At 47.2% G+C, this 26563-nt stretch carries 23 protein-coding genes and 1 other RNA gene; 3 read left to right on the plus strand and 21 right to left on the minus strand.

All coding sequences use genetic code 11. The features are described 5' to 3' along the window. Positions 1-384: 384 nt before the first annotated feature. The 14 genes from FS818_RS27565 to rpoE form a co-directional block, all read right to left on the minus strand. Positions 385-654: a pro-sigmaK processing inhibitor BofA family protein gene (locus FS818_RS27565; protein WP_145336512.1), complete on the minus strand. Its 270-nt coding sequence runs from the start codon at positions 652-654 to the stop codon at positions 385-387. A 57-nt stretch (positions 655-711) separates the two neighbouring features. Further along, positions 712-987, minus strand: coding sequence for a DUF2508 family protein (locus tag FS818_RS27570; RefSeq protein ID WP_145336514.1), 276 nt, complete (start codon positions 985-987; stop codon positions 712-714). A gap of 194 nt (positions 988-1181) precedes the next feature. Then, positions 1182-1781 (minus strand): recombination mediator RecR, encoded by a 600-nt coding sequence (recR, locus tag FS818_RS27575; RefSeq protein ID WP_062329683.1) that lies wholly within the window; start codon positions 1779-1781, stop codon positions 1182-1184. A gap of 35 nt (positions 1782-1816) precedes the next feature. Continuing rightward, entirely contained in the window at positions 1817-2128 is a 312-nt protein-coding gene (locus FS818_RS27580) for a YbaB/EbfC family nucleoid-associated protein (protein WP_090924857.1), read from the minus strand. 58 nt (positions 2129-2186) lie between these two features. Then, the gene (gene dnaX / locus FS818_RS27585) at positions 2187-3932 is read right to left on the minus strand and encodes a DNA polymerase III subunit gamma/tau (RefSeq protein ID WP_145336516.1); all 1746 of its coding nucleotides are present in this window, start codon (positions 3930-3932) and stop codon (positions 2187-2189) included. A 177-nt stretch (positions 3933-4109) separates the two neighbouring features. After that, positions 4110-4377: signal recognition particle sRNA large type (gene ffs / locus FS818_RS27590), an RNA gene on the minus strand. A 150-nt stretch (positions 4378-4527) separates the two neighbouring features. Continuing rightward, positions 4528-4725, minus strand: coding sequence for a 50S ribosomal protein L31 (rpmE, locus tag FS818_RS27595; RefSeq protein ID WP_145336518.1), 198 nt, complete (start codon positions 4723-4725; stop codon positions 4528-4530). Between the two features lie 103 nt (positions 4726-4828). Beyond that, positions 4829-6103, minus strand: coding sequence for a radical SAM family protein (locus tag FS818_RS27600; RefSeq protein WP_145336524.1), 1275 nt, complete (start codon positions 6101-6103; stop codon positions 4829-4831). Positions 6104-6239: 136 nt separating this feature from the next. After that, positions 6240-7565 carry a transcription termination factor Rho gene (gene rho / locus FS818_RS27605; protein ID WP_145336526.1) on the minus strand — a complete coding sequence of 442 codons (1326 nt, stop codon included), beginning with the start codon at positions 7563-7565 and terminating at the stop codon, positions 6240-6242. Between the two features lie 499 nt (positions 7566-8064). Beyond that, entirely contained in the window at positions 8065-9318 is a 1254-nt protein-coding gene (locus tag FS818_RS27610) for a UDP-N-acetylglucosamine 1-carboxyvinyltransferase (protein ID WP_145336528.1), read from the minus strand. 147 nt (positions 9319-9465) lie between these two features. Continuing rightward, positions 9466-10320, minus strand: a complete 855-nt coding sequence (gene fba / locus FS818_RS27615; protein ID WP_145336530.1) for a class II fructose-1,6-bisphosphate aldolase — start codon at positions 10318-10320, stop codon at positions 9466-9468. A gap of 259 nt (positions 10321-10579) precedes the next feature. Further along, a complete protein-coding gene (locus FS818_RS27620) occupies positions 10580-10966 on the minus strand; it encodes a response regulator (RefSeq protein ID WP_090924863.1) in 387 nt (128 codons plus the stop codon). Between the two features lie 260 nt (positions 10967-11226). Then, positions 11227-12831, minus strand: a complete 1605-nt coding sequence (locus FS818_RS27625; RefSeq protein ID WP_145336531.1) for a CTP synthase — start codon at positions 12829-12831, stop codon at positions 11227-11229. A gap of 494 nt (positions 12832-13325) precedes the next feature. After that, on the minus strand, positions 13326-13898 hold the full coding sequence (gene rpoE, locus FS818_RS27630) for a DNA-directed RNA polymerase subunit delta (protein ID WP_145336534.1): 573 nt from the start codon (positions 13896-13898) through the stop codon (positions 13326-13328). A gap of 480 nt (positions 13899-14378) precedes the next feature. Here rpoE and FS818_RS27635 point away from each other — a divergent pair, with 480 nt between their 5' ends. Further along, a complete protein-coding gene (locus FS818_RS27635; protein WP_145336536.1) occupies positions 14379-15533 on the plus strand; it encodes a S8 family peptidase in 1155 nt (384 codons plus the stop codon). Between the two features lie 368 nt (positions 15534-15901). On the opposite strand, the gene argS is transcribed toward FS818_RS27635, so the two are convergent. The 5 genes from argS to FS818_RS27660 all read right to left on the minus strand — a co-directional run bounded on the left by argS (position 15902) and on the right by FS818_RS27660 (position 21538). Next, the gene (argS, locus tag FS818_RS27640) at positions 15902-17581 is read right to left on the minus strand and encodes an arginine--tRNA ligase (RefSeq protein ID WP_145336539.1); all 1680 of its coding nucleotides are present in this window, start codon (positions 17579-17581) and stop codon (positions 15902-15904) included. Beyond that, a complete protein-coding gene (locus FS818_RS27645) occupies positions 17578-18003 on the minus strand; it encodes a YwiB family protein (protein ID WP_090924869.1) in 426 nt (141 codons plus the stop codon). The genes argS and FS818_RS27645 overlap by 4 nt, the downstream gene beginning before the upstream one ends. Positions 18004-18331: 328 nt before the next feature. After that, a complete protein-coding gene (locus tag FS818_RS27650) occupies positions 18332-18637 on the minus strand; it encodes a DUF6171 family protein (RefSeq protein WP_222128683.1) in 306 nt (101 codons plus the stop codon). A gap of 3 nt (positions 18638-18640) precedes the next feature. Next, a complete protein-coding gene (locus tag FS818_RS27655; RefSeq protein WP_145336541.1) occupies positions 18641-20122 on the minus strand; it encodes an alpha-N-arabinofuranosidase in 1482 nt (493 codons plus the stop codon). Between the two features lie 213 nt (positions 20123-20335). After that, positions 20336-21538: a WD40/YVTN/BNR-like repeat-containing protein gene (locus FS818_RS27660; protein ID WP_145336542.1), complete on the minus strand. Its 1203-nt coding sequence runs from the start codon at positions 21536-21538 to the stop codon at positions 20336-20338. Between the two features lie 332 nt (positions 21539-21870). Here FS818_RS27660 and FS818_RS29450 point away from each other — a divergent pair, with 332 nt between their 5' ends. Next, positions 21871-22002 carry a hypothetical protein gene (locus FS818_RS29450; protein WP_260989985.1) on the plus strand — a complete coding sequence of 44 codons (132 nt, stop codon included), beginning with the start codon at positions 21871-21873 and terminating at the stop codon, positions 22000-22002. 401 nt (positions 22003-22403) lie between these two features. Here the strand turns inward: FS818_RS29450 and speB are convergent, their stop codons facing one another. Both speB and speE read right to left on the minus strand, forming a co-directional pair. Beyond that, positions 22404-23273 carry an agmatinase gene (speB, locus tag FS818_RS27665; protein WP_145336544.1) on the minus strand — a complete coding sequence of 290 codons (870 nt, stop codon included), beginning with the start codon at positions 23271-23273 and terminating at the stop codon, positions 22404-22406. A gap of 14 nt (positions 23274-23287) precedes the next feature. Further along, positions 23288-24115 (minus strand): polyamine aminopropyltransferase, encoded by an 828-nt coding sequence (gene speE / locus FS818_RS27670; protein WP_145336546.1) that lies wholly within the window; start codon positions 24113-24115, stop codon positions 23288-23290. Positions 24116-24375: 260 nt separating this feature from the next. Here speE and FS818_RS27675 point away from each other — a divergent pair, with 260 nt between their 5' ends. Further along, on the plus strand, positions 24376-26454 hold the full coding sequence (locus FS818_RS27675) for a transglycosylase domain-containing protein (RefSeq protein ID WP_145336548.1): 2079 nt from the start codon (positions 24376-24378) through the stop codon (positions 26452-26454). Positions 26455-26563 lie beyond the last annotated feature (109 nt).

Raw genomic sequence — 26563 nt, forward strand, 5'->3', positions numbered from 1 at the left:
GTTCGTCCTGAGCCAGGATCAAACTCTCCAATAAAGTATTGAAAAGAGCGATAAGCTCATTTTGAATCTGACGAGATCAAAAATCTCATTTGTGTTCCAGTTTTCATACAGCCATACGGCACGTATCAAAACCTTCACGTCATTCTGCAAGCAGAATGTTTACTCACTCGTTGTTCAGTTTTCAAAGATCAAACTTCTTTTTTCGTCACCATTTTGTCTCAGCGGCGACTTTTATAATATATCATACTTCGTTTGTTTTGGTCAAGCCTTTTTTGAAATTATTTTTGAAGTTCGTAATGAACTTCATTTGTTTCAAGCAAAGCGTGTAACCAAGCAAGCAAAGCAACGAGATATAATGTACCATATATAACGCTCGCTAGTCAACTACCCGAATAAAGAAATTTTCAACCCCAATAACAGACCAACCCCCGGGAGTCCCAGAACCGTAACTGTGCCTATTGTTGCAGGGTTCAACGGGATATAAATCCCTGTTATCCAACCTGAGTAATTTACGATATATATCCCAGCGGCCGCAAGCACCACATGAATTCCGATTGATGTAAAGATTGATAATCCCAAGCGTTTTCTAAACAAAATAATAACCAATGCCAACAGAGAGGCAACCAATATGCTTCCCAGAATAACACTCTTCATACGTTCCACCTCCAGCTATATATAAAATCACCTGTGTACTTAGCTACCTCACAGTAATTACACACTGAGTTCTCGATCGGTAGTAGCCACACCCATCCCAATCAACCGTTTGGCCCGCTTCAAATGAATTTGGTATTTTCTCTCGGCCGCTTCAAGCACATAGATGGCATAATCGATCTCATCCTCTCCCAGAGCATCATCAAACTGTCGCATCGCACGTTCCCACTCTTGCTTGGCCTTCTGCACATCCGCATAAACCAACTCCGCCTCCAGTTTCGCCAGCTCTCTCTTCTTTCCGTCCCTTAAGCTTCGCTTTTTTCGCCATATCAACATAAACACCCTCCCTTATCCATCCGTATAGCACACTCTCATACATATCAAGGAAGGGACAAACTTAGAACTTGGACATCTACTTTTAAAATAAAAAAAGAGAGAGCTCATAGCTCTCTCTTGCAATGTAAATCAATTTATTGGATTGTCTTCTATACGAACGACACCCTTATCAAGCTCACACGCAACTAGATACATTAGCGCATCTCTCTGCGCCCTTCCAGCGCCTTCGAAAGTGTAACTTCATCTGCATACTCCAGATCGCCGCCCACGGGTAATCCGTGAGCAATACGGGTCACACTAATTTCAAAAGGACGCACTAGACGGGAAATGTACATTGCCGTAGCTTCTCCCTCAATATTGGGATTAGTCGCCAAAATCAATTCTTTTACCCGCTCATCACTCAAACGAGTTAACAGCTCTTTCAAGCGTATATCATCCGGGCCAATTCCCTCCATTGGAGAAATTGCCCCCTGCAACACATGGTAGTACCCATCGAATTCCTTAGTCCGCTCCATAGCTACCAGATCTTTCGAATCTTGGACTACACAGATGACGGATACATCTCTCGACTTATCCTGACATATCCGGCAAGGGTCCGTATCTGTAATATTACAGCACACAGAACAGTAATGGAGATTACGCTTCACGCTCACGAGCGCTTTGGCAAAATCAATAACGTCATCTTCCTTCATGTTAAGCACATGAAAAGCTAAACGAGCCGCTGTCTTCGGACCCACCCCAGGAAGACGGGTGAAGGCATCGATCAGCTTGGCTATCGGTTCAGGATAATACAATCGGTTGTGTCTCCTTTTGACAGGATCAGTTTATATTAAAATAACCCCGGAATTTTCATGCCGCCCGTGAATTTACCCATATCCTGATTGGCAATTTCATCCGCTTTGGTCAAAGCATCATTCACAGCAGTCATGACAAGGTCTTGAAGCATTTCAACATCATCCGGATCTACGGCTTCAGGCTTGATCGTGATAGCGAGCAGTTTTTTATGTCCATTAACTTCAGCTGTTACCACTCCGCCGCCAGAAGTACCTTGAACCGTTTTGTCCGCGAGTTCTTCCTGCGCCTTCAACATTTGCTCCTGCATTTTCTTCACTTGTTTCATCATTTGGTTCATGTTATTCATATCCGTCATCTCCTTATAATATAGTTATCTCAAATTATACACACTACATCTCAATGTACTACTCTTTAATGACTACGAGATCTTCGCCAAATAACTGAATAGCTTCATCAATCCAAGGCTGTTTATCACCTGAACCACCGTCTTCATGCTCTGGTTCAAGCTTAAAATCCTCCTTTGGCGTTTCAGAAGCTCCTTCCATCGCACCCGTCCAGTCTCTAAGCATCATCGTCACAAGTCGAGCCGGACGCCCAAGCTGTTCCGAAAGCACCCGCTCAATGACATCACGATTCGCCTGTTTTTCCGTTGTTTCCCGGTGAATGTTGTTCTTAAAAGCAACCAGCACATTGTCTTCGAGTAGTGAAACCGGCTCTCCATCCATAAACCAGGCATGAACCGTAACTTTCTCCTCTTTGACACGTTGCAGAATCTGGCTCCACTTTTTGCTGATCTCCGTGAATTCAGGAGACCCTTTTCGCGCAATATATTGATCCAAATTCGCCGGAAGCTTCACCGGAGCGTTCGCTCTGGACATTGGCGCACGTGTTGCCGGTCGTGCAGGAGCATTTGAAGCCGCATCCCCACCTGACAGACCACTCTTGAGCGCCCGATCTAGCTTTTTCTCCAGCTCAGCAAGCTTCTGTTTAAGTCGGTTAATCTCACCAGCATCAGCTGGCGCAGAAGGAGAAGGCACTCCAACCGACGAAGCGGCTCCGCCCATAGCCGGGATACTACACAGTTTAAGCAAAGCCACTTCAAATAATGTCTGTGGCTGAACTGCATATTTCATCTCACTCTGGTACCGATTCAGCGTATCGATCATCTGAAACAACTGTTCCTTCGTAAACGATTCCGCCATATCTCGAAACGATTCCGGGTTCAACACCCGATCCGTAAGTTTGTCTGCATCCGGCACCATCTTGATCATCAGCAAATCCCGGAAATAGTAGAGCAGATTCTCCATACATTTGTCCGCACTCTTGCCTTCGTGCATAAAGCCTTCGATCATCTGCAAAATATGACCGACATCCCCTTTGAGTAAAGAGGCTGCGAGCTTGGCAAATTGTTCGGAAGGAATACCGCCTGTCATATCCATAACCTGCTGATACGTTACTTTTCCATCGGTAAATGAAGAGATTTGATCCAGCACACTGAGCGCATCCCTCATCCCACCATCAGATAGACGGGCGATGTACTGCAACGCATCATGATCCGCTTCCATCCCTTCCTGCTCACAGATCAAAGCCAATCTGGCTGTCTGTTCTTCCAGAGATACACGGCGAAAATCAAATCGCTGACAACGCGATATAATGGTAGCAGGCAGACGATGCGGTTCTGTCGTTGCCAAAATAAACATTACATGTGGCGGCGGCTCCTCCAATGTTTTAAGCAAAGCATTGAACGCTTCTGTCGTCAACATGTGCACTTCATCAATAATATAAACCTTCTGCCGGACTTCGGTAGGTGCATACTTTACCTTTTCCCGAAGGTCACGGATCTCCTCGACGCCCCGATTAGAGGCAGCATCAATCTCCTGCACATCCATAACAGCGCCGTTCGTAATTCGACGGCAAGCCTCACATTCGTTACAAGGCTCAGTTACAGGTCCGCGTTCACAGTTTACAGCTTTGGCCAATATTTTGGCCGCACTTGTCTTCCCCGTCCCTCGGGGACCGCTAAACAAATAAGCGTGGGAAGTCCGCTGTTCACGAATCGCGTTCTGCAAGGTCTGAATAATATGTTGTTGTCCAACCATATCCTGGAATGACTGAGGACGCCACGCCCGGTATAACGCGATATGCTCCATGATGCGTTACCTTCCTTCCACTTCGCATTCGAGTCCGTTGTCGTCACCCCATTATACTATATTCCAGAGTGAATCCAAACTTTATCTGACTCATTTCATACACAGTTTTTTCAACAATCAAAAGAGACCCTTGCGTTTATACTACTGCAAAGGTCTCTACAAATTTAAAAGGTTAAGCCGTGCACCTGCTATCGATATTTGCGATCCAAGCGGCACCCCTGAACAATAGCTCAGGCTAGGCAACCCTCCGGCACAAGAGTGATCTCACTTATGGCTGCTTCCTTCCGGACCTGACCAGGTTCATGAGTACTCATTGCGGAGGACCCAACCGTCAACACCACGTTCAGGGACCAAACCTCACATCGACAAAACCTCTAACAGGAATTCAACCTCGCTATAGCGGATTGCGAGTTACAGGGCACCGCTACCTCCCCATCTAGCACGGTAAGAAATAGTATAACGTAAGGTAGTCCAAAATGCAACCAGCTGGAAAATGGAAACCCCACTACACTCTGATAAGCAACTAAAAACCCCTGCCAAAACAGCAGGGGTGATTGGGATACAATAATTAGACAATTCACAAGGAATTGTACGATTAGATTCCGTATTTCTTTTTGAAACGATCCACACGGCCGCCAGCATCGATAAACTTCTGTTTACCTGTGAAGAACGGGTGGCACGCGGAGCAAATCTCTACACGAAGTCCGTCTTTAACCGAACCAGCCTCAAAAGTATTACCGCATGCGCAGGATACTTGACCAATCGTGTATTTAGGATGAATTGCTTCTTTCATTACCTTTCACCTCTTTCCGCCCTGAGCCTCAAGCGGACCCAGAGTAAATGGCACAACACAGCAGATTATAACACGGCCTAAACCCGGTTGCAATCTAATTCATTCAAGAGGTAATCAGCTTTTTAGGGCGAGCCATCCCTGCTGGTGGAACATGCGTATAAGACCCGATGACAACATCCGGCAACTCTTCCGCAAAAATCTCCAGCATCTGCTTCATTCCCAAAATATCGCCCTGTGCTGGTGGAATTAACTCCAGATAGCTCTCCGGGTCAATATTCAGGTTACGCATCTGAATCAAACGCAGGTTGGTGCGGCGTGCAAATTCAACCATTGCCTCGATCTCTTCCTCACGATCCGTTACACCCGGGAAGATTAGATAGTTAATGGACGTATATACTCCCTGCTCCGCAGCGTACTTCATGGACTTCTCCACATTAGCCAGTGTATATCCACGAGGTTTGTAATATGCGTTGTAATGATCATCCAGCGCACTGATCGTACTCACACGCATCAGATCCAGTCCTGCGTCCACAATGCCGCGAATATGATCATTCAGGCCAGCATTGGTGTTGATGTTGATATACCCCATATCCGTAATGGAGCGCACTTCGCGAATAGCTTCAATAATCAGCTTGGCCTGTGTGGAAGGTTCACCTTCACATCCCTGTCCAAAGCTAATAATAGATTCAGGTGTTTTCAGATGTTCCAGCATCACTTCAACGATCTCATCCACACGAGGACGGAAATTCATCCGTGTCTGAGGTGATACAAAGCCACTGTCATCCGGCTGTTCAGAGATACAACCGAAACAACCAGCATTACATGAGTACGATACAGGAACGCCGCCTTCCCAGCGATTCAAAAATGTGTTGGAAGACGTGAGACACTCATAACCCAGTGCACAATTGGACAGATGGGTGTACAAACGGTTCTCTGGATACTTCTCCGTAAATCGTTTAACACCGGAGCGCACATCGTCACGATCACAGTTCATCGGATTCCATTTCTCCGGAATATCGGACTGGGAAGCCGTAACGTAGAAACCGCCATCTTTCCAAACGACAGCCGAGTATCCAAACAACGGCAGCTTGTAATCCTTATCCGTTTTCACATACCCCGGCAGGCACAGACGCGTAAAACCTTGCGGCAACAGAGCCCCTACAGCTTGTGTATCACTCGGCAACGGCAACATCTCGCCGGTATCCGGGTCCATGCCAATAGGACGGGTGCTTGGAAGACCAACCAATGTTGCACCGTCCGGCAGAGGAATTAACTCATCCTCCATGATCTCCACAATCATATCTCCGCTACGGGCGAGTCCGTACAGGGAGGGATGATCAAAAACATTACCTTTTTCATCTGCGTATACTAAATACATGATGTTCTCCTCACATCTATTGGGTTAAACCTGACGACGAGTATATTATATTGCAGTCAGTTCATAATAAGTCAGCCACATCTTTATCTTACAACGATCATGGCCACGTTATACGAGTTCAACTGCGGTTCAAATGTTAATTCGATGTTCCTGATGTAGCCGTTTGTCTTGGCGAACGGCGAGTTGTCGTCGTTCCAGCATTGCTGGAGGGCGCATTGCCAGCTGCATCGAATGCAGCCAGGAACTCGGCATTCGTTTTACTGTTGCGAAGTTTCTTCAGGAAACCTTCAACGAAGTCATGGGAATCATTCATATTTTTACGAATAGCCCAGATCGTATCCAGCTCTTCCTTGCTAAGCAATACCTCTTCACGGCGTGTACCCGAACGGCGAATATCGATGGCAGGGAAAATGCGGCGTTCAGCCAATTTGCGATCCAGATGGAGCTCCATATTCCCCGTGCCTTTAAATTCTTCATAAATGATGTCATCCATACGTGATCCCGTATCAATTAACGCTGTTGCCAGAATGGTCAAACTGCCGCCTTCTTCCACATTACGAGCAGAACCAAAGAAACGTTTTGGACGATGGAATGCTGCTGGATCGATACCACCACTTAATGTACGTCCAGATGGCGGAATCACCAGGTTATATGCACGGGCCAGACGTGTAATACTATCCAGCAAAATCACGACATCCTTTTTGGCTTCAACCAAACGCAATGCGCGCTCCAGCACCAGTTCCGCTACTTTAATATGATTCTCGGGCAGCTCATCAAACGTGGAAGCAACAACTTCCCCTTTTACCGAACGAGACATATCCGTTACTTCTTCTGGACGTTCATCAATCAACAGGACAAAAAGTTCAATTTCTGGATTGTTAGTTGAGATGCTGTTGGCAATTTCTTTAAGGAGAAGCGTTTTACCGGCTTTGGGAGGTGCTACGATCAATCCACGTTGTCCCAATCCTACAGGGGCAAGCACATCCATAATACGTGTGGATAAATGGTTCGGGGATGTTTCAAGAACCAGTTTCTTCTGCGGATACAATGGGGTTAATGCCGGGAAGTGAAGTCTCTCCGCAGCCGCCGATGGATTCTCACCATTCACAGCGTTAACTTGCAACAGACCGAAATATCTCTCATTTTCTTTTGGCGTTCGACACTTACCTGATACAAGGTCACCCGTCCGTAGATCAAACTTGCGAATCTGTGAGGCTGAGATATAAATATCTTCCGTGCTTGGCAAATAGTTAATTGGCCTCAAGAAGCCGTAACCTTCAGGTAAAATCTCGAGCACGCCCTGCATAAACATCAAACCACTTTGTTCCGCTTGTGCACGGAGTATAGCAAAGATTAACTCTTTCTTTTTAAGGGTCCCGTAATAAGGAATCTGGTATTTTTTCGCCAGCTTATAGAGGTCCGTTAATTTCATTTCTTCCAAATCGGAAATTTGCAGATCCATATAATAACCACCTATTCAATTAATGAGTCCGTGAAATGGATAGTTTCGTTAGCTAATTCAAGCCATAGAAAGCAGTTCTACCACAATCTCTTCTATCCATTGTACGGAATGTAACCGTTATAATGCAAATACATGTCTTGGTGTGTAAGTTTTCCGGGTGGAATGGCCATTACATGGCATAATCCTTAATGAGTGAACTCCAAACATGGGGCGATCGATCCGGGAAGACCGGCTATGAAGCGCAGGTTCAAACAAATCCGGGGATTGGAGAAAGGGAATGATTTTCAAAAACAATATAAGGAAAGATGTGTTCATAAAGCCTTATGATGATTATTTCAAAAAAAGACCCTCCGGAACAAGAACCTGTTACAGTTCATCATATCCGGAAGAGAATGCAAAATCTATTAGAATAGTATACCCCATTCTACTATAGGTTATGCAGCACCGCTACAAAACACGCATCAAGCGGAAATGTTTGCGATGCCGCCTTAATCAATATCTATTCGGTTTCCCGCCACACGTCTGCACCAAGCAAACGTAGGTTGGTCACCAAATGATCGTAACCACGATCAATAAACTCAACCCCCGTCACCTCAGTAACTCCTTCACTGACGGTAAGCCCTGCTATGACAAGTGCCGCACCAGCACGAAGATCCGACGCTTTGACTTTAGCCGCATTCAGTGCACTGCCTTCAATAATGGCTGATCGGCCTTCTACACGAATTTTGGCACCCATACGAACCAGCTCAGGCACATGTTTGAAGCGATTGCTGTATACAAAGTCGCTCAGTACACTTACGCCGTTCGCTTGTGTTAATACACTGGTCATCGGGGACTGCAGGTCAGTCGGGAACCCTGGATATACCAGTGCCTTTACATCAACATGACTGTACTGCGGACGTCCAATAACCCGAATACTTTCGTCCAGCTCCTCGATACCTACTCCCATCTCCAGCAACTTGGCTGTTAAAGCCTCCAGATGTTTGGGAATAACATTATCAATGAGCACGTCTCCGCGCGTGGCCGCCGCAGCGATCATGTACGTACCCGCTTGAATCCGATCCGGAATAATGGAGTGACGGCAACCCTTAAGCTCCGAGACCCCTTCGATTCGAATCGTTTCTGTACCGGCACCTTTGATGCTGGCACCCATGGAATTCAAAAGTGTTGCTACATCTATAATCTCAGGCTCTTTAGCCGCATTTTCAATAATTGTAGAGCCTTTGGCACGAGTGGCCGCCAGCATAATGTTGATGGTTGCACCAACACTGCTTACATCAAGATATATTTTAGCTCCGCGTAGCTCTTTGGCATACAAATGGATAGAGCCATGTTCGTTCGTTACGGTTGCGCCAAGCGCTTCAAACCCTTTGATATGTTGATCAATTGGACGAGGTTCAAAATTACAACCTCCAGGCAAACCTATTGTTGCTTCTTTAAAACGTCCAAGCAGTGCTCCCATCATATAATACGACGCACGAAGCTTCTTCACAGGACCGTTTGGCATCGGAATGGATTTAATATCAGAAGGGTCGATTTTCATCTGACTGCCTTCCCAAGTCACACGCGCTCCAAGTTCCTCCAAAATTTCTGCATATACGGCCACGTCACTGAGTAATGGCAAGTTATCCAACACGACCTCTGACTCGGCAAGCAATGCTGCAGGAATAAGCGCAATGGCGCTGTTTTTGGCACCGCTTATAGTTACAGTTCCCTGTAACGGACGTCCGCCACTAATCATTAATTTTTCCATAAAGCTTAATGTCCCCCTACGTGTTTTGCAGCCGATGAACGGCAATACGTGCTGATGGCTAACGATGTAGAAATAAGGTGTGAAAATGGAAAGACACCGGCTAGGCGGTGTTCTTCCATTTCACAGTATGGAACTTTTAAAGATCAATTACGCTTTGTTGTTGGAACCAAACTCACGGATTTTACCTTTAACAGTTTCTTTGATTGCATCACGGCCTGGTACGATGAACGTACGTGGATCGTAAGCGTTTGGTTTTGCTGCAAGTACTTCACGAACTGCTTTTGTGAACGAGATTTGGTTCTCTGTGTTCACGTTGATTTTGGAAGTACCCAAAGAGATTGCTTTATCGATATCGTGCTTAGGAATACCTGTACCACCGTGCAATACGAGCGGAACTTGTACCGCGTCACGAACTTCTTCCATTTCTTTGAAGCCGAGGTTTGGCTCGCCTTGGTAAGGACCGTGAACGGAACCCAGAGCTGGTGCCAAAGTATCGATACCTGTTTCTTTAACGATGCGGATACATTCGTTCAGGTCAGCGTATTGAATACCACCGATAACGTCGTCTTCTTGTCCGCCCACAGTACCAACTTCAGCTTCTACAGAAACGCCTTTAGCGTGTGCATATTCAACCACTTTTTTAGTCATTTCGATGTTCTCATCGATTGGGTGATGGGAACCGTCGATCATAACGGATGTAAAGCCAGCATCGATTGCTTCTTTACATTTGTCGAAGCTTGAACCGTGATCCAGGTGGATTGCAACTGGTACGGAAATTTTCATGTCAATCAAGAGTCCTTCTACCATTTTAACTACAGTAGTAAAGCCGCCCATGTGACGTGCTGCACCTTCGGATACGCCCAGAATTACTGGGGATTTCTCTTCTTCAGCGGCAGCAAGAATCGCTTGAGTCCACTCAAGGTTGTTGATGTTGTATTGACCAACTGCGTATTTTCCTTCAAGTGCTTTGTTCAACATGTCTGTCATAGATACTAATGGCATGGTTTCAATCCTCCTAGGGGTTTGGGTTGTGTCTATGGTTTTTAGCCGAAATCACATACGGGCTTATTATACCACATCCCATGTCAAATACTAAACAAGCTTTTGCAAAAATGCTGTGCTTTGCAGCACAGCTTTCACAGACACGGCATGATGACGTTACCATTTCCAATATTCCCTACAATAACAGGTGAAATACCCCATTTTCTCATGATTACATGCTCCTGGTAGTTGACGCAAAAAAATCCTGTATCGACAGGATTTAGCTGCATTTGTTCGCAGCGCCATTGCGAAGTTGCATATTGACGGCCACGCGCATCTCATCGATATCAAACGGTTTCGTAAAATGCATGAGTGCACCAAGATCGGTAGCTTCCTTGATCATGTCAAGTTCTCCATACGCCGTCATCATAATAACCTTGATATCAGGGTCAATCTCCTTGATATGCTTCAGTATTTCAAGCCCGTCCATCCCCGGAATTTTCATATCCAGCAAAACCAGGTCCGGCTTGTCCTTATTGACGATTTCGAGCGCAATCTTGCCGTTCGCCGCCTGAAATGTGTTATACCCTTCGCTGCTGAACACTTCCATCAGTAGAATACGAATACCGTTTTGGTCATCGACAATCAGAACTTTTTTCTCTTCCACGCTGTAACCTCCTAGAATTAGGAAAGCATATACACATTACATCTGGATAACTATCCCATAGTCGTCATGATAAGTATTCTACCTCTTCCAGTAAAATCCTTCTACTATCTCAAACCTCTTCCACATAAATCCTTTAATTATCTCAAATTGACGAAGGGTAATTCAATCTACATCTTTACTAAAAAGAAAAGGATGCTTCCGCGCTATAACAGCAACCGGAAACATCCTTGTAATACTCGGTATTTCAATGATTAAATTTATTATTTCACCGCGTTCTCCAGAGAAGCTTTCACAAACTCACGGAACAATGGCTGCGGACGGTTCGGACGGGAAGTGAATTCCGGGTGGAACTGCACTGCCAGGAACCAAGGGTGTCCAGGAAGCTCCACAATCTCAACCAGGCGTCCATCCGGTGATGTGCCGGAAATAACAAGACCCGCTTTTTCAATCGCTTCACGGTATTCATTGTTGAACTCATACCGGTGACGGTGTCTTTCATATACCAATTCATCATCGTAACAAGACATCGCCAAAGAACCTTCCTGCAGCTTACAAGGGTACAAACCAAGACGCATCGTGCCACCCAGATTTTCGATATCTTTTTGCTCAGGCAACAGATCGATTACCGGGAACTCGGTAGCCGGGTTAATCTCCGAACTGTTGGCACCGCTCAACCCAACGATGGAGCGTGCATATTCAATGACAGAAACCTGCATGCCAAGGCAAATTCCGAAGAACGGAATGTTTTTCTCACGTGCATAACGGATTGCCGATACTTTGCCTTCGATACCGCGATCACCGAAACCGCCAGGAACAAGGATGCCACCGACACCATGCAACATGTCGCCTACATTCTCATCGGTAATATCTTCAGAAGGAACCCAGCGGATCTTCACGTCCGCATTGGATGCAAACCCTGCATGTGACAAGGACTCTACAACACTTAGATAAGCATCATGCAACGCTACATATTTACCGACGATCGCAATCTCGACCGTACGCTCCAGCTTGCTGATCCGGTTCACCAGGCCTTCCCACTCGCTCATATCCGGTGCAGGAGTAGTCAGCTTCAGATGGTTAACCACGATCTCATCCAGACCTTCTTCACGAAGGTTCAGTGGTACTTCATACAACGTGCTCGCATCACGGCATTCAACTACCGCATTCTCGTCAATATCACAGAAAAGCGCGATTTTGGCTTTCATGTCCTTGGACAGCTCATATTCCGTACGGCAAACGATAACGTTTGGTTGGATACCGATGCTGCGCAATTCCTTCACACTGTGTTGTGTCGGTTTTGTTTTGACTTCACCCGCTGCTTTGATATACGGAATCAGTGTAACGTGAATGTACATCACGTTGTCACGACCTACATCACTCTTGATCTGACGAATCGCTTCCAGGAACGGCAAACTCTCGATGTCACCCACGGTTCCACCAATCTCGGTAATAACAACATCCGAACCCGCTTCACGTCCAGCGCGGAATACACGCTCTTTAATCTCGTTGGTGATATGTGGAATAACTTGAACTGTACCGCCCAGATACTCTCCGCGACGCTCTTTGCTGATTACGGAAGAGTACACTTTACCTGTCGTGACATTGCTGTTTTTGGAAAGATTGATGTCGATAAAACGTTCGTAGTGGCCAAGGTCCAGATCCGTCTCTGCGCCATCATCCGTTACGAATACCTCACCATGTTGATAAGGACTCATGGTTCCCGGGTCAATATTGATGTATGGATCGAATTTCTGGATTGTTACTTTGAGTCCTCTGTTCTTCAGCAATCTGCCCAGCGAGGCTGCTGTAATCCCTTTGCCCAGGGAGGACACAACTCCGCCCGTCACGAAAATATACTTTGTCACTGTTATTACCCTCCTAATATAAGTACAGAAATTCAGGCGATATATGGTGTTATCGTAACCCGTTTCCCAGGTAATCATCGTTAAAAAGAGCAATGGAAGAAATTAACTGCATCTACCAACTGCTCTTTCCAGCGAAGACGGCTTTAACTAACACATCATTCCTGGCTAAAATAATGCAAACTTTCCGGGAGCCTTCATCCACGCTTGTCCCCGCTACAAACCTCGTCGGCAGTTCCATTTTCTTTGTTTGAACATACAAAAAACAGGCCGAAAAGGTTTGGCCGGAAGCAGTCGGAAAAGTAATCGTTTGGCATCATTCTGCCTCTAAAAATACAAAAAGAAAGTACTCCCGCAGGACGGGGCACTTTCTCTAAAAAAACATAAATATATTGTCGCTCATTCATAAGCCCATGCAATAGTTTACCCGTTACCCCGTCTGCTGTCAAGGCTGACTATCGGGGAAAAAACGGGCATTTTTTCGTCAGCAAAAAGGATTACCGATTATCGGAATCGTCGTCAAATTCATCCTCGTCTTCGGACTCTTCATCGTCTTCTTCGAGGTCTTCGTCTTCCAAATCGTCATCTTCAACCAGTACTTCTTCTTCACCGTCGTCTTCATCGAAGATGTCATCATCGTCGTCATCATCGTCATCATCTTCGTCTTGATCATCATCTGTGCTGTCGAAGTCTTCGTCACTGTTGTAGCTGTCGTCCTCTTCACCGAAGTCTTCATCTTCCAGATCATCATCTTCATCGTTGATGATACGCGGACGCTTCGCACCCGTCATGGAATCTTCTGTTCCAGCAACCGGATACCAGCGTTTCAATCCCCAAAGACTCGTACCGACGCAAGCAAACCGGCCATCGATATTAATTTCGGTATACAGCTGGGCGATATACTCGTTGATCTCTTCATCTGTCATTCCGCGCTGTTTCGCTACCTCATTCATCAGATCCCGGTAGTAATACGGCGTGTTTGCCGCTTTCAGCACCATAAAGGCCAGATCCACCAAAGGGATCTCTCTTACCTTTTCTTTATCAATTTTCAAATTGAGCGAGGTACTCACTGAAGACACTTCCTCTCACACATAATTCGCTTTATATCCCCTGCAAACTGGATCGTTACGTATAACATATCCATTAACAAACCTAAGTAAAACCTATTTAGCGTTAAAAAGCAAGTTTTTATGTAAGCATGTCCCATATTTACACATCCGTCCTTTGATCCATATCGCAATCTGCTCATCTTGATCGACAGAATGATAAGGAAGCAATGAATAACATGTACGCTATCACTATGAACAAAAGCCCAAATCATATGTAAAAGACGGAGTCCCCTCCGCCTTCTGACTGTATACCCTCGTAGGATTGCTCCTCACCAGGTTCCCCGCAAGAGCCCTCTAGCCCTCCATCCATCATATGTACCTGCGCCCGTTTTGACACGGAGAGAATGTGTTTTTATAAAAAAAGGGCAAGTTCCCCATGCGCCGGGATGAGCGCATTCATAGAATACCTCAGCATGTTCATCCCGAAGGGGGCAGCCCATAATGGACTATACCGGTTTATTGCATCAGTTGATTGACGGAATGAGATGCCCCGAGCCTGAACACGGGGGACGTTATCTGATTCGATTCGCCAAACCGCAGCAGTACGAGGCCTGTCTCGTTGAATTATCCCGAATGCGCAATGAATTCACCGATCTGGGAGGCGTCCGAACCTCAAGGCTTGCCAGAACTCTCATCGCTCCTGTCCAGAGCCCGGATGTGTTATATCGATACGGGGATGACATTACGTTAGAGGAAGACACTCCTGTCTCGCTGCATTCTACTGCACTCCACAACAAACCCAGCACGCCTCAAGGCATACCTTGGGGTGTGAAACAGATTCGAGCCCCTAAAGTATGGTCTGTTTCGACAGGACACCGGATCAAAATTGGTGTTATTGATACAGGAGCAGATTACCACCATCCTGATCTACGATACTCTCTTGCCCGTGGCATTAATCTGTTGAACCGAAGCTTGCTTCCCCATGATGACAACGGTCACGGTACCCATATTGCAGGAACCATTGCCGCAGCCAACAGTACCGAAGGCATGATCGGCGTTGCCCCGCGTTCAATAATCTACCCTGTCAAAGCCTTCGATCACAACGGCTCTGCTTATGTCTCGGACATCGTACTCGGTATCGACTGGTGTGTACGCAACAAGGTGGATATTATCAATATGAGTTTTGGTATGAAAACACGGAGTAAATCTTTGCTTGATGTGGTCAACCGTGCGTATCATGCAGGAATCGTCATTGTGGCTTCGTCAGGAAATGACGGTAAACGCCGCAGTATCGATTATCCCGCTCGATATCCGCAAACCATCTCGGTTGGTGCTACCGACAAAAACAGACGTATTGCTTCGTTCAGCAATCGCGGTGCTTATGTGGATGTCTATGCCCCCGGAGACAAGATTGTGTCTTCCTGGGTGCAGGGCAAGCACCATGAGATGAGTGGAACATCCATGGCAACCTCCCATGTGAGCGGCGCGATCGCGCTGCTGCTCGCCAAACATCCCGGCTTGTCTCCAGCCGAGATCAAGACGCTTGTGAAGCGCGCGACGGTTCCCCTGCGCGCCCGCAAAAGCACCACCGCGAAGAGTAAAATCCGCGGTGGCGAGCTAGACGCCCTCAAGCTGATGCAAGAGGGCGGGGGGTGACCTGGCGGCGCATGCTGTAAGCCGCCAGCACCTGTGCTGCGCAGCAACGGATGCCGGCCACTGCCGGGCACGCCTTGCGCGGCAGGCAAGAGCGAGAGCAGGCACAACCGAGCCTGCTCTTGAAGCAGTGCCCTGCGGCTGTGCCGATAGCAGGGCACTGCCGGGTGCCCGCGGCAGGCGGCAAGCCTGCGCCCTTGCGGGTACTGGCGAGCATCGCCAGTACCCGCAAGGGCCAGGTGCTGGCCACCGCCAGCCACGGGCACAAAAAAGTCTCCATGCCCGCGCGCATAAGCAACTGCTCGCGCGAGGCATGGAGACTTCGCCTTCGGCTAAGCGGCAGGATGCTGCCCGCCACTTGGCCGAAGGGATTACATTTTGTCTGGTGCGGATACGCCCACCAGACGGAGCGCTGTCGCGATGACGGTGCGAACGGCACCGATCAGCGCCAGGCGCGCCTGGGTCTGCTGCGCGTCTTCGGTAATGACGCGGTCAGCCCGGTAGTAACTATGGAACAGGGATGCCAGTTCGTAGACATAACGAATGATGCGATGCGGCGCATAACCTGTAGCCGCTGCAGCGATCTCTTCAGGCAATTCCCCCATTTTACGAAGAAGGTCATACTCGTGCTCGGTAGTCAGCTTGGACAGATCGATCTGTGCCAGTGGCAACAACTCGATACCTTGCTCTTCGGCTTGACGATACACACTGCACACACGCGCATGTGCATATTGTACGTAGAATACCGGATTTTCATTGGATGTCGAAATCGCCAAATCCATGTCAAAGTCCAGATGGGAATCCATGCTACGCATCGTGAAGAAATAACGAATGGCATCAATGCCAACCTCATCCATCAGATCTTCCATCGTTACAGCTTTACCTGTACGTTTGGACATTTTCACCTTTTCACCATTCTGGAACAGGCTGACCATCTGTGCAATCAAGACAACCAGTTTGTCCGGATCGTTGCCCAGCGCTTGCATTGCTGCTTTCATACGCGGAATATATCCGTGGTGATCCGCTCCCCATATATTGATCATCGTGTCATAACCACGGGAGTATTTATCGCGGTGATATGCAATATCCGGCGTCAGGTAGGTATACGTCCCGTCGTTTTTGATCAGAACGCGCTCTTTGTCATCACCATATTGCATCGTTTTCAGCCAAGTTGCGCCGTCTTTTTCATAAATTTCGTTACGGTCACGCAGCTCGTCCAGCACGCGAAGTACTTCACCGTTATCATACAGCGATGTTTCACTGAACCAGATATCGAAATTCACACGGAAGCGGTTCAGGTCACGTTTGATCTTGTCGAGTTCTTTCTCCAGACCATAATCACGGAAGTATGCCGCGCGATCTCCCGGATGCATAGACAGCAAGCTGTCTCCTTTTTCAGCAACCAGTTCCTTCGCGAAACCTTTAATGTCTTCACCATGGTAGCCATCTTCCGGCATTTCGGCTTCTTGACCGAGTTCTTGCAAATAACGTGCCTCAATAGAACGGGCCAGATTAAACACTTGGTTACCCGCATCATTAATGTAATATTCACGAGTTACATCGTAACCTGCGTAATCAAGAATATTGCACAGCGCGTCGCCTACAGCCGCTCCGCGGGCATGACCCAGATGCAGACTGCCTGTCGGGTTGGCGCTGACAAATTCCATCTCCACCTTTTTCCCCGCTCCAACATCGATTCTTCCGTAGTTCTCGCCTTGCTCATGCACCAAGTTAAGCACGGGATAGAGATAACTCTTGTTCAATTTGAAGTTAATGAATCCTGGTCCTGCAATCTCCGCCTTTTCAATTCCGGCTTCTTCAAGATTTAGGTTGGCGATGATTTCCTCGGCAATCTGACGAGGGTTCCGTTTAGCAATCTTGGTCAACTGCATTGCTGCATTGGTAGCCAGATCACCGTGGGACTTCTCGCGCGGCACTTCAAGCGTAATGGCTGGAAGCTCTTCCTGTGTTACGATGCCGGCAGCAACAATCGCATTGCCGATGGCTGTACTTACCCGTTCGTTAATCGTATCTAGTGGATTACGTGTCATGAATTTGGTTCCTCCTGTATATGCAAACTAATCGCAAAATGTCCGGCTTCTTCATCAAAGCGGTAAAAGTCGTAGCTCCACGCTGCGCGTGCGCTCAATCCCTGAATGGAAAGCTCCAGCTTCTGTGTATGCGTGGACAGGGCAAACGACATATATGGTGAACGGTAGAAGCCCGGAAGCTTACGGTTCAATTCGAACGTCTGCTCCGACTCCACCTCACCATGACGTATAATCTTGATGGATTGTCCGCCCAGCTTCAATGTTGTACGGGTTATGCCTCCCTCGGGCCCAGCCTGCGGTTCTTCGTAACGAACATACAAGTATGCTCCCTTGACCACAGCTTCTCCCTGCATTTCCTGCAGTACATCTTCCCCTTCATAACGGCTGTGCAGCCGGATCTGAACCGGTCGCATCTTCGACATGAATGTTAACCTCCATTATATTCGAGGCGACGCAAAATCAGGACAGCTGGCGAGAACAGCCCTTCCTGAATGGTTGTGTCGCTATACACGCTCATATTCCGAATAAACTTGCTCTCCTACACTCTACTGTATAACTATATCCAGTTCACCCGCTCAATTCAAATCCAAATTCAGAGTTTTTTTTCAACCATCAAAAAGAAGGGCTGCACCTATACCGCGCAGCCCTCCCCCACTTCACATCAATTTCATTGTCTCACTTCATTCACTTCACTATCATACTCCATACATTTTGCCATCTTGCTTCATTATATAAAATGATGAACCCTATTCATAACCACTGCGATGCATACGGATAGGGACAGGTGGAATCGGCCAGTTTCGCACGCACTTGTACAAGGCAACCGCAGTGCCGGCATGTCGTTCCATATTGCAGATCAGGACAGCCCGAGCAGATCGCAAGTCGTCGCTCATACTCCTCATCCTCCACCGTAGTGCGTGAGCGCGAGGCGATCTCCACCAGACGGGCCATTTTGGCATCACTGATATGAATATCATACTGGCTGTCACACCCTTTACAGGGCTCGTTTCTTCCCTCACGGGATTGCTGTTGGTATTGGTAATTGCTCGGCTTCATACCTCACCCCTGAACAGCGACCAGACCAACGGAAGCCGGAGGCAATACAAAACGCAATGTATTATTCTCCAAAACAAGCCCTTCCCAAGCTACAAGTTTCACCTGGTCCGGCTGTTCAAACGTATTAAATGCCCCAAAGTCAGTGTTATGGAGCAACTGCCCCGATACGCTTGCCGCTTGACCTGCCTCCAGTTGCACAACTACTTCAAGCTCATCCGTATGACTGAGATTACATCCTGTCACATGAATAACGCCGTCTTTGTTCCGTGATGCAGACAGGCTAAGTTGCGGAATCGTCTCCTCACCAAATGTATACCCCGGGCTCTCATAACTGAGATCCAGACGCTTTGCATCCATATGGACCTGATACATATCGAACACATGGTACGTCGGCGTCAGGAGCATTTTATCCCCTTCAGTAAATACAAGCGATTGAAGCACATTAACGATCTGAGCCAGATTCGCCATATGCACCCGTTTGTTATGTTGATTGAAGATGTTGAGGTTCACCGCTGCAAGCACTGCATCCCGCATCGTATTCTGCTGGTAGAGAAAACCCGGATTCGTTCCTGGTTCAACGTTGTACCATGTTCCCCACTCATCTACGATAATACCTACCCGGCCTTCCGGATCATATTTGTCCATGATCTCGGAGTGCTTCACAAGCAATTCATCCATGAACAGCGTTTTCTTCAATGTAGTGAACCATTCAGCCTCTCCAAAACCGGTAGCATTCCCTTTGTCTTCCCATACGCCTGTCGGAATCGTGTAATAATGAAGGCTGATGCCATCCATGAAACGGGCCGCTTCCCGCATCAACACTTCCATCCACTCATAGTTGCTGTCGTTCGGTCCACAAGCAATTTTATAGATCTGATTTTCGGAATAATTACGTACATATGTAGCGTAACGGCGATATTCATCCGCATAATACTCTGGACGCATGTTGCCGCCGCAACCCCAGTTCTCATTGCCCACACCAAAATATTTCAGCTTCCACGGCTCGTCACGACCATTTTGCTTCCGCCAGTTCGCCATAGGAGACTCACCGTCAAACGTAATGTACTCTACCCATTCCTGCATTTCCTGTACCGTTCCGCTACCCAGGTTACCGCTGATATACGGTTCTGCACCAAGCAACTCACACAGCCTCATGAATTCATGTGTACCAAAATGGTTATTCTCCTCCACGCCGCCCCAGTGGGTATTAATCATGCGTGCACGCTCGCTTTTGGGCCCTACACCATCCTTCCAGTGGTATTCGTCAGCAAAACAACCACCCGGCCAGCGAAGCACGGGAATATTCAACTTCTGAAGTGCCGTAAGTACATCGTTCCGAATACCTTCCGTATTTGGAATAGGTGAATCTTCTCCTACCCATAATCCTTCGTAAATACAACGTCCCAAATGCTCGGAAAAGTGACCATATATATTGCGATTTATTAATCCTTTATCTGAATCAGCCTTTAAAATAACATTAACCATTATTCCAACCTCCTTGAAGTATGTTGTCACCGCTTACAATAACCTGTTTCGAGACAGGTTTCAACCCTTTTATTTCCTATAAAAAAAGCCCTTTTCCATGTTCATTTTCAGGAAAAGGGCATATTTGATATCATATCTCTCCAATCCAATCAAAATTTCATATAGACACCTTTGATTTGAATTAGCTAATACATAAATTCATTTTAAAACTTGTTAATTCTGTTCTGAGTGAAATAAAATTTTTGCCGACCAGGTTATTCCACCGTCCGTTGTCTCATAGACGGCAGGCCTGCTCTTACTTGTGACAACGAGCCAGCCGATCTTGGTTGTAGGGAACGAGATACGGGCACGATAACCTGCCATTTTCAGATCAATGTTTTTCCACGTGGAACCTCCATCAAAGGAACGCCCAATTCCAACCTTGTCTGTCGCTGGCGATCCAGCAGAGAGATATGCAGTCTGGTTACCGATCAGTGCCATGTTGCCTGGATGTCCACCGGGATTAGCCGGGCCGCTTCCTTTCCCTTCTTGACTGGCACCGGGTGCCGGCCCTGCGCCTGCTGTCGATTGAGCGAAAACCTGCCTCCAGCTCTCTCCTTGATCACCACTTGCGTACAAAGAGTAAGATTGCTGGGACATGCCCGCATCTCCATATAGGATAGCCCATACCTGTGATCCATTTGCATATAGGTCTGCTCCGTTCCATGTACCGGATTTCACCTGAAGAGCTGTATTCCAGCTCTTTCCTCCATTACTTGTCTTCTCGATCTTATAGCCTGTCCCGGGTACAACTACAACAGCATACCCCAGCTTATCTGTATTAAATGTAGCGGCTCTGGTGTTGGCTGGCGTATTCATTTTACTCCACGTTACACCGCCATTGGTCGTTCGATATGCACCGTTATAGCTGTATCCGTAGCCGTTATTTTTATCGCTGAAATCAATCCGCTTGAACGGCGGAACACCTGGAGTACTCAGTCTCTTCCAGTGTGAACCCCCATCGTCCGTACGAATGAGATACGTTAGTGAGGAGCCCTTCACGCCCGCCAGTGCATATCCTGTAACGTTATTTGGGAAGTTTAATTGTTCGAACTGCCACTGTCCTGTGTATATGGATTGCCAAGTACAGCCTGCATTCGAAGTTCCAATCAAGAACCCTTTACCTGCCGCCCGTCCTGTAGTTTGATTCAGAAAATCGATATCCGTGAATTGTAGCTGCTGTCCTTCCACGCCACTGCCCTTTTTCAAATCTGATGTCAGTCCATGATCTCCTGTGCCGCATGTTGCGGTTAAAGGTGCTGCGCTGGCATCAGGTGATGTATGCGCCTGCCCCATTCCCCATAATAGTGTAAGCACTAGAGTGATCACACTTGCTCGTTTCCATGTCTTGGTGTTCTTGGTTGTCTTGATTCTCATCGGTAACACCTCCTTCTATCGTTTTACCCCAAATCACGCTTCATATCGTAACAATTCGGGTGAACGAAGATGACAATTTTGCAAGAAAAAAAAATACCTTTACCCATGATGGAGTTCATCTGGTTAAAAGTGGTGTGCAATACGTTATGTAACCCGGTTTATTCATTAACCCGAGTTTTTTTTATTTTTGGATAAACGATCCCAACATACACATACGTCTATTATACGATAGAGTAACAGGAACGTATGTGCTATAATTAGAAGTATGGGCTCATGATTGAGTGTGGATGTTTTCTGATCACGGCGTTGCTGTCCGAGAGGGGGTGACGTCGATGGTCAAACTTGTGGCGTTGCTTGATATAATCCGGTGGATTGCTGCGATCCTCAGCATTGTGCTGAGTGGACGAAAGCTGTATCGTTGGTTACGCAAAAAGCTTCAGAGAAAGCGAAAACCCACCTCATAAGGTTGAACGCCTGACGGTGGGTTTTGCTTGAATAGCATTATTTAATTCTTGCACGCCGTGGCAATCCACAGCCTTTCAGGTCCTAAGAGTCATTATCGCCCCAACGATAATGACTCTTTATTTAGTATATGGTCGAACCCGCACACCCTATACTTCACGACTGTAATACATTGATTAATATATTACTAAACTCTTATGTGTCCAGTATAACATAGCCCGAAACATAAGTTAAGTTAACTTAACTTAACTTAACTTAACTTTCAACCTAGCATAATTCATTTTTATCGGCCACTATCCTGCTATAAAAACAAAAACTCGCCTGCACAGATGTTCACATCTGCACAGACGAGGATTTCATACTCGCTTTATACGTTTAGGTGTATTCAGCATTGCAAAAATATTTACTTCACGAATCCAAGCAGCATTTCACGAATCAACTTGGCCGCTACGATCTGTGTCTGTTGTGTCGGATCATAGATCGGCGCTACTTCCACCAAGTCACAGCCCACGACATTCACATCCGATCCAGCGATCATGTGAACCGCTTCAAGCAGTTCTTTGGATGTGATTCCACCAGCTTCTGCTGTTCCAGTTCCTGGTGCAGCAGACGGATCAAGCACGTCGATGTCGATCGTTACATAGACTGGACGGTTGCCCATTTTCGGAAGAGCTTCCTTCATTGGAGCCGCTACTTCAAACGGATAGAAGTTAATGTTGTCACGGCCATACTGGAACTCTTCACGGGAGCCCGAACGGATACCGAACTGATAAATATTTTGACCGCCCATCAGTTCAGCAGCTTTACGCACAGGTGTGGAGTGAGACAGGGGCTCGCCTTCATAGTTTTCGCGAAGGTCTGCATGTGCATCAATGTGGATCAGGATCAGATCTGGATATTTCTTGTACATCTGTTGAATCACGGGCCAAGTCACGAGGTGCTCGCCGCCCAAGCCAATCGGGAATTTGTCATCTGCCAGCAGACTACCGATGTACTCATGGATAACCTCAAGACTGCGTCCTGCGTTACCGAAAGGGAGCAACAAATCTCCCGCATCGAAATAGGTCATATCCACGATACTTTTATCCAGATACGGGCTGTACTCTTCAAGTCCAACCGATGCCTGACGGATATGAGCCGGGCCGAAACGCGAACCCGGGCGGAAGCTGACCGTGTAGTCCATCGGCATACCGTAGATGACCGCTTTGGAGTTTTCATAATCTTCAGAGCTGCAAATAAATACGTTTCCTGAATAAGCTTGATCCAGTTTCATTTTTCATTTCCCCTTTATTTCGTTAAATCTTCCACGAATTTTGGAAGTACAAATGCCGCTTTGTGCAGACGCGGAGAATAATACTTCGTATCCATCTCCGGAATTCGAGTCTCGTCCACCTTAAGTGGATCATGCCTTTTGCTGCCCATGGTAAATGTCCATAGACCACTCGGGTAGGTTGGAATATTACAGCCGTACACATGTACGATCGGGAAGATTTCTTTGACGTCTTTGTTCACCTTCTGGATTAGATCCGCCTTAAACCAAGGGTTGTCCGTCTGGGCGACGAAGATTCCGTCTTCTTTGAGTGCTTCATAGATCCCCTGATAGAAACCGCGCTCGAAGAGCGGAGCAGCTGGGCCTACAGGTTCTGTTGAGTCTACGATAATAACATCGTACTCATCTTTATGTTCAATAATATGCATGTAACCATCGTTAACGAGCACTTCAACGTTCGGCTCATCGAGCTTGCCGGCGATTTCAGGTAAATACATTTTGGAATATTCGATCACTTTACCGTCAATTTCGACGAGAACTGCTTTTTCTACAGCCGCATGTTTGATGACTTCACGGATTACACCGCCGTCACCACCGCCAACCACCAACACTTTTTTCGGATCAGGATGAGTGTTCAAGGCCGGATGTGCAGCCATTTCATGATATACAAACTCGTCCTTAACCGTCGTCATCACCATGCCGTCCAATACTAGCATATTGCCGAATTCTTCGGTTTCAACCATTGCGAGGTCCTGAAAATCCGTTTGCTCCGTGACGTAGGTCTGCTTAATCTTTGCGGTAATGCCGAACACAGGGGTCTGCTTTTCTGTAAACCACAATTCCATGATCGCTACCTTCTTTCCGTAAAAGTAATGAGTGATCATTTTAAAATGCATAATCACTGGTCTGTTCGTCTACACACGCTTTAGTATGTTGTGCCGAACCCTACCTTTTCATTACCCTTTTGCATTATACGCGATAGACGATTCAACTGTAAAACGGTTTTCAAGCCGAAATTGACTTATAATTTATCCACTTCACAGACGAATTGAATATCCCGGTTATTCCCTTCCCATACTGGAAAGAAAAGAGAGGAGCCCGTTCCATGAACAAGCCAAGCGTCAAGACCCGCAAACGCGGGTTCCGTGTACTCCAATTTATCAAATATCTATCCATACTTATGGCGCTCGGCCTTATTGCCACGGCTGCCATTTTGGTATATCTATACGCAACCAGCCTGCCCCTCGCCGACTCCGATCGCAATTCCAGACTGCTCGACAGTCAGGGTGAAGTCATTGCCACCTTCTCCGCTGGCGGCAAGGATTCGATTCCCGTTCAACTGCAGGATATTACCCCTGATTTGGTGAACGCTACGTTAGCCGTAGAGGATCGCAAATTCAGGCAGCATTTCGGATTCGACATTCAGGGCATGGGCCGAGCAGTCCTTGTCAACATCCAGCACATGCGAATGTCTCAGGGAGCCAGTACGCTAACACAGCAGCTTGCGCGTAACCTCTACCTATCCCATGAGAAAACCTGGACACGCAAAGCCAAGGAAGCAATGTATACCGCTCAGCTTGAGATGAAATACAGCAAAGATGAAATTTTACAGATGTACTTAAATGAAATCTATTATGGTCACGGTGCCTACGGCATTGAGGCAGCTGCGCAGATGTATTTTGGCAAATCCGCAAAGAAACTTGATCTGGCCGAGAGCGCCATGCTTGCAGGTATTCCGAAGGGACCGACTTATTACTCACCCTACAACCATATGAAAAACGCCAAGGATCGGCAGAAAATCGTACTAAAAGCCATGATCGAAACGGGTAAAATTACGCAAAAACAAGCAGACTCCGCCTATGAAGAGATGCTGAACTTCAAACCCGAGGGCGAGCGCAAGACGGTGGAGAACGCACCGTATTTCCGCGACTACATTCGAAGTCTTGCAGTGAAGGAGCTTGGCATCAGCGAAGCGATGCTGGATCACGGCGGGTTGAACATCTACACGACACTGGATTTACGAGTGCAGAAGGCTGCGGAAATGGCAGTTGCCAAAGGTATGGATGCGAAAAGCGAGCTGGAAACCGCACTCGTGTCGATTGACCCGCGCACCGGTTACATTAAAGCGATGGTTGGTGGCAAAAATTATCGTACCAATCAGATCAACCATGTGCTGACAACAACACGCCAGCCGGGATCAGCCTTTAAGCCGATTATGTATCTCGCTGCTCTCGAATCGAAGCAGCTTACCAGTGCATCTATTTTCAACAGCCAGCCTACCTTGTTCCATTACGATAATGACCGCAAAACGTACAAACCCGGCAACTTCGGCGATAAATATTTAGGTGAGATTGATCTTCGCCAAGCCATCGCTGCATCTGATAACATCTATGCGGTCAACACGATTATGAAGATCAGTCCGGAACAAGTCGTAACCATGGCTCAAAAGCTCGGTATCACAAGCAAGCTGAGTCCTGTCCCTTCTCTTGCATTAGGCACTTCACCTGTCAGTCCACTGGAGATGGCCTCCGCCTTCTCCGTTATTGCTGCAGGAGGACAACGGACGCCCCCCATCGCTATTTTACAAGTGACGGATGCGGCAGGGCGTGTGTTGTACGAATCTCCGCAGACCAAGGCAGACACCGTGGTGGAACCGGCAGCAGCCTACGTACTGACACGTCTGATGGAGAGTGTTTTTGAGAACGGAGGCACAGGCAATCGGGTATCTGCCACCATCAAACGTCCGGTGGCTGGCAAAACAGGAACAACCAATACGGATGCCTGGTTAGTTGGGTTTACCCCAGAGCTGTCTACCGCTGTATGGGTGGGCTATGATCAGGGCAAAGCGATCTCGACGTCTGATGGCCGCCGCGCAGCCCCGATCTTTGCTCAGTTTACAGAACAAGCCCTTGCAAGTGTACCACCCAAAATCTTCTCTGTACCTGATCAGGTCGTGAGCGTCTACATTAACCCGGAGACCGGAAAACTTGCAGGTAACGGCTGTGAAGAGAAGCGGCTGGAAGTATTCATCCAAGGAACCGAACCCACTGAAGTCTGCCGTGGTGAGGCAGAGAAACCGGATGGTGCGCAGGATGAAAAGGAACGTTCGGCAGAGAATCAAAAGGGTATTCAGGAGCAGAAACATTCCTGGTGGAGTGATTTCAAACGCTGGTGGGTAGAGTGACGCATATCCGTAATGACTTGATTGCGTCATGAAGATCTCTGATTTAACAGCCTCCATTAATTACATGGAGGATTCATAAATATACAGATGACTGTATGAAGCCTGCGCT

It is taken from the genome of Paenibacillus xylanexedens (assembly GCF_007680605.1).
GTDB classification, from domain to species: Bacteria; Bacillota; Bacilli; order Paenibacillales; family Paenibacillaceae; genus Paenibacillus; species Paenibacillus xylanexedens_B.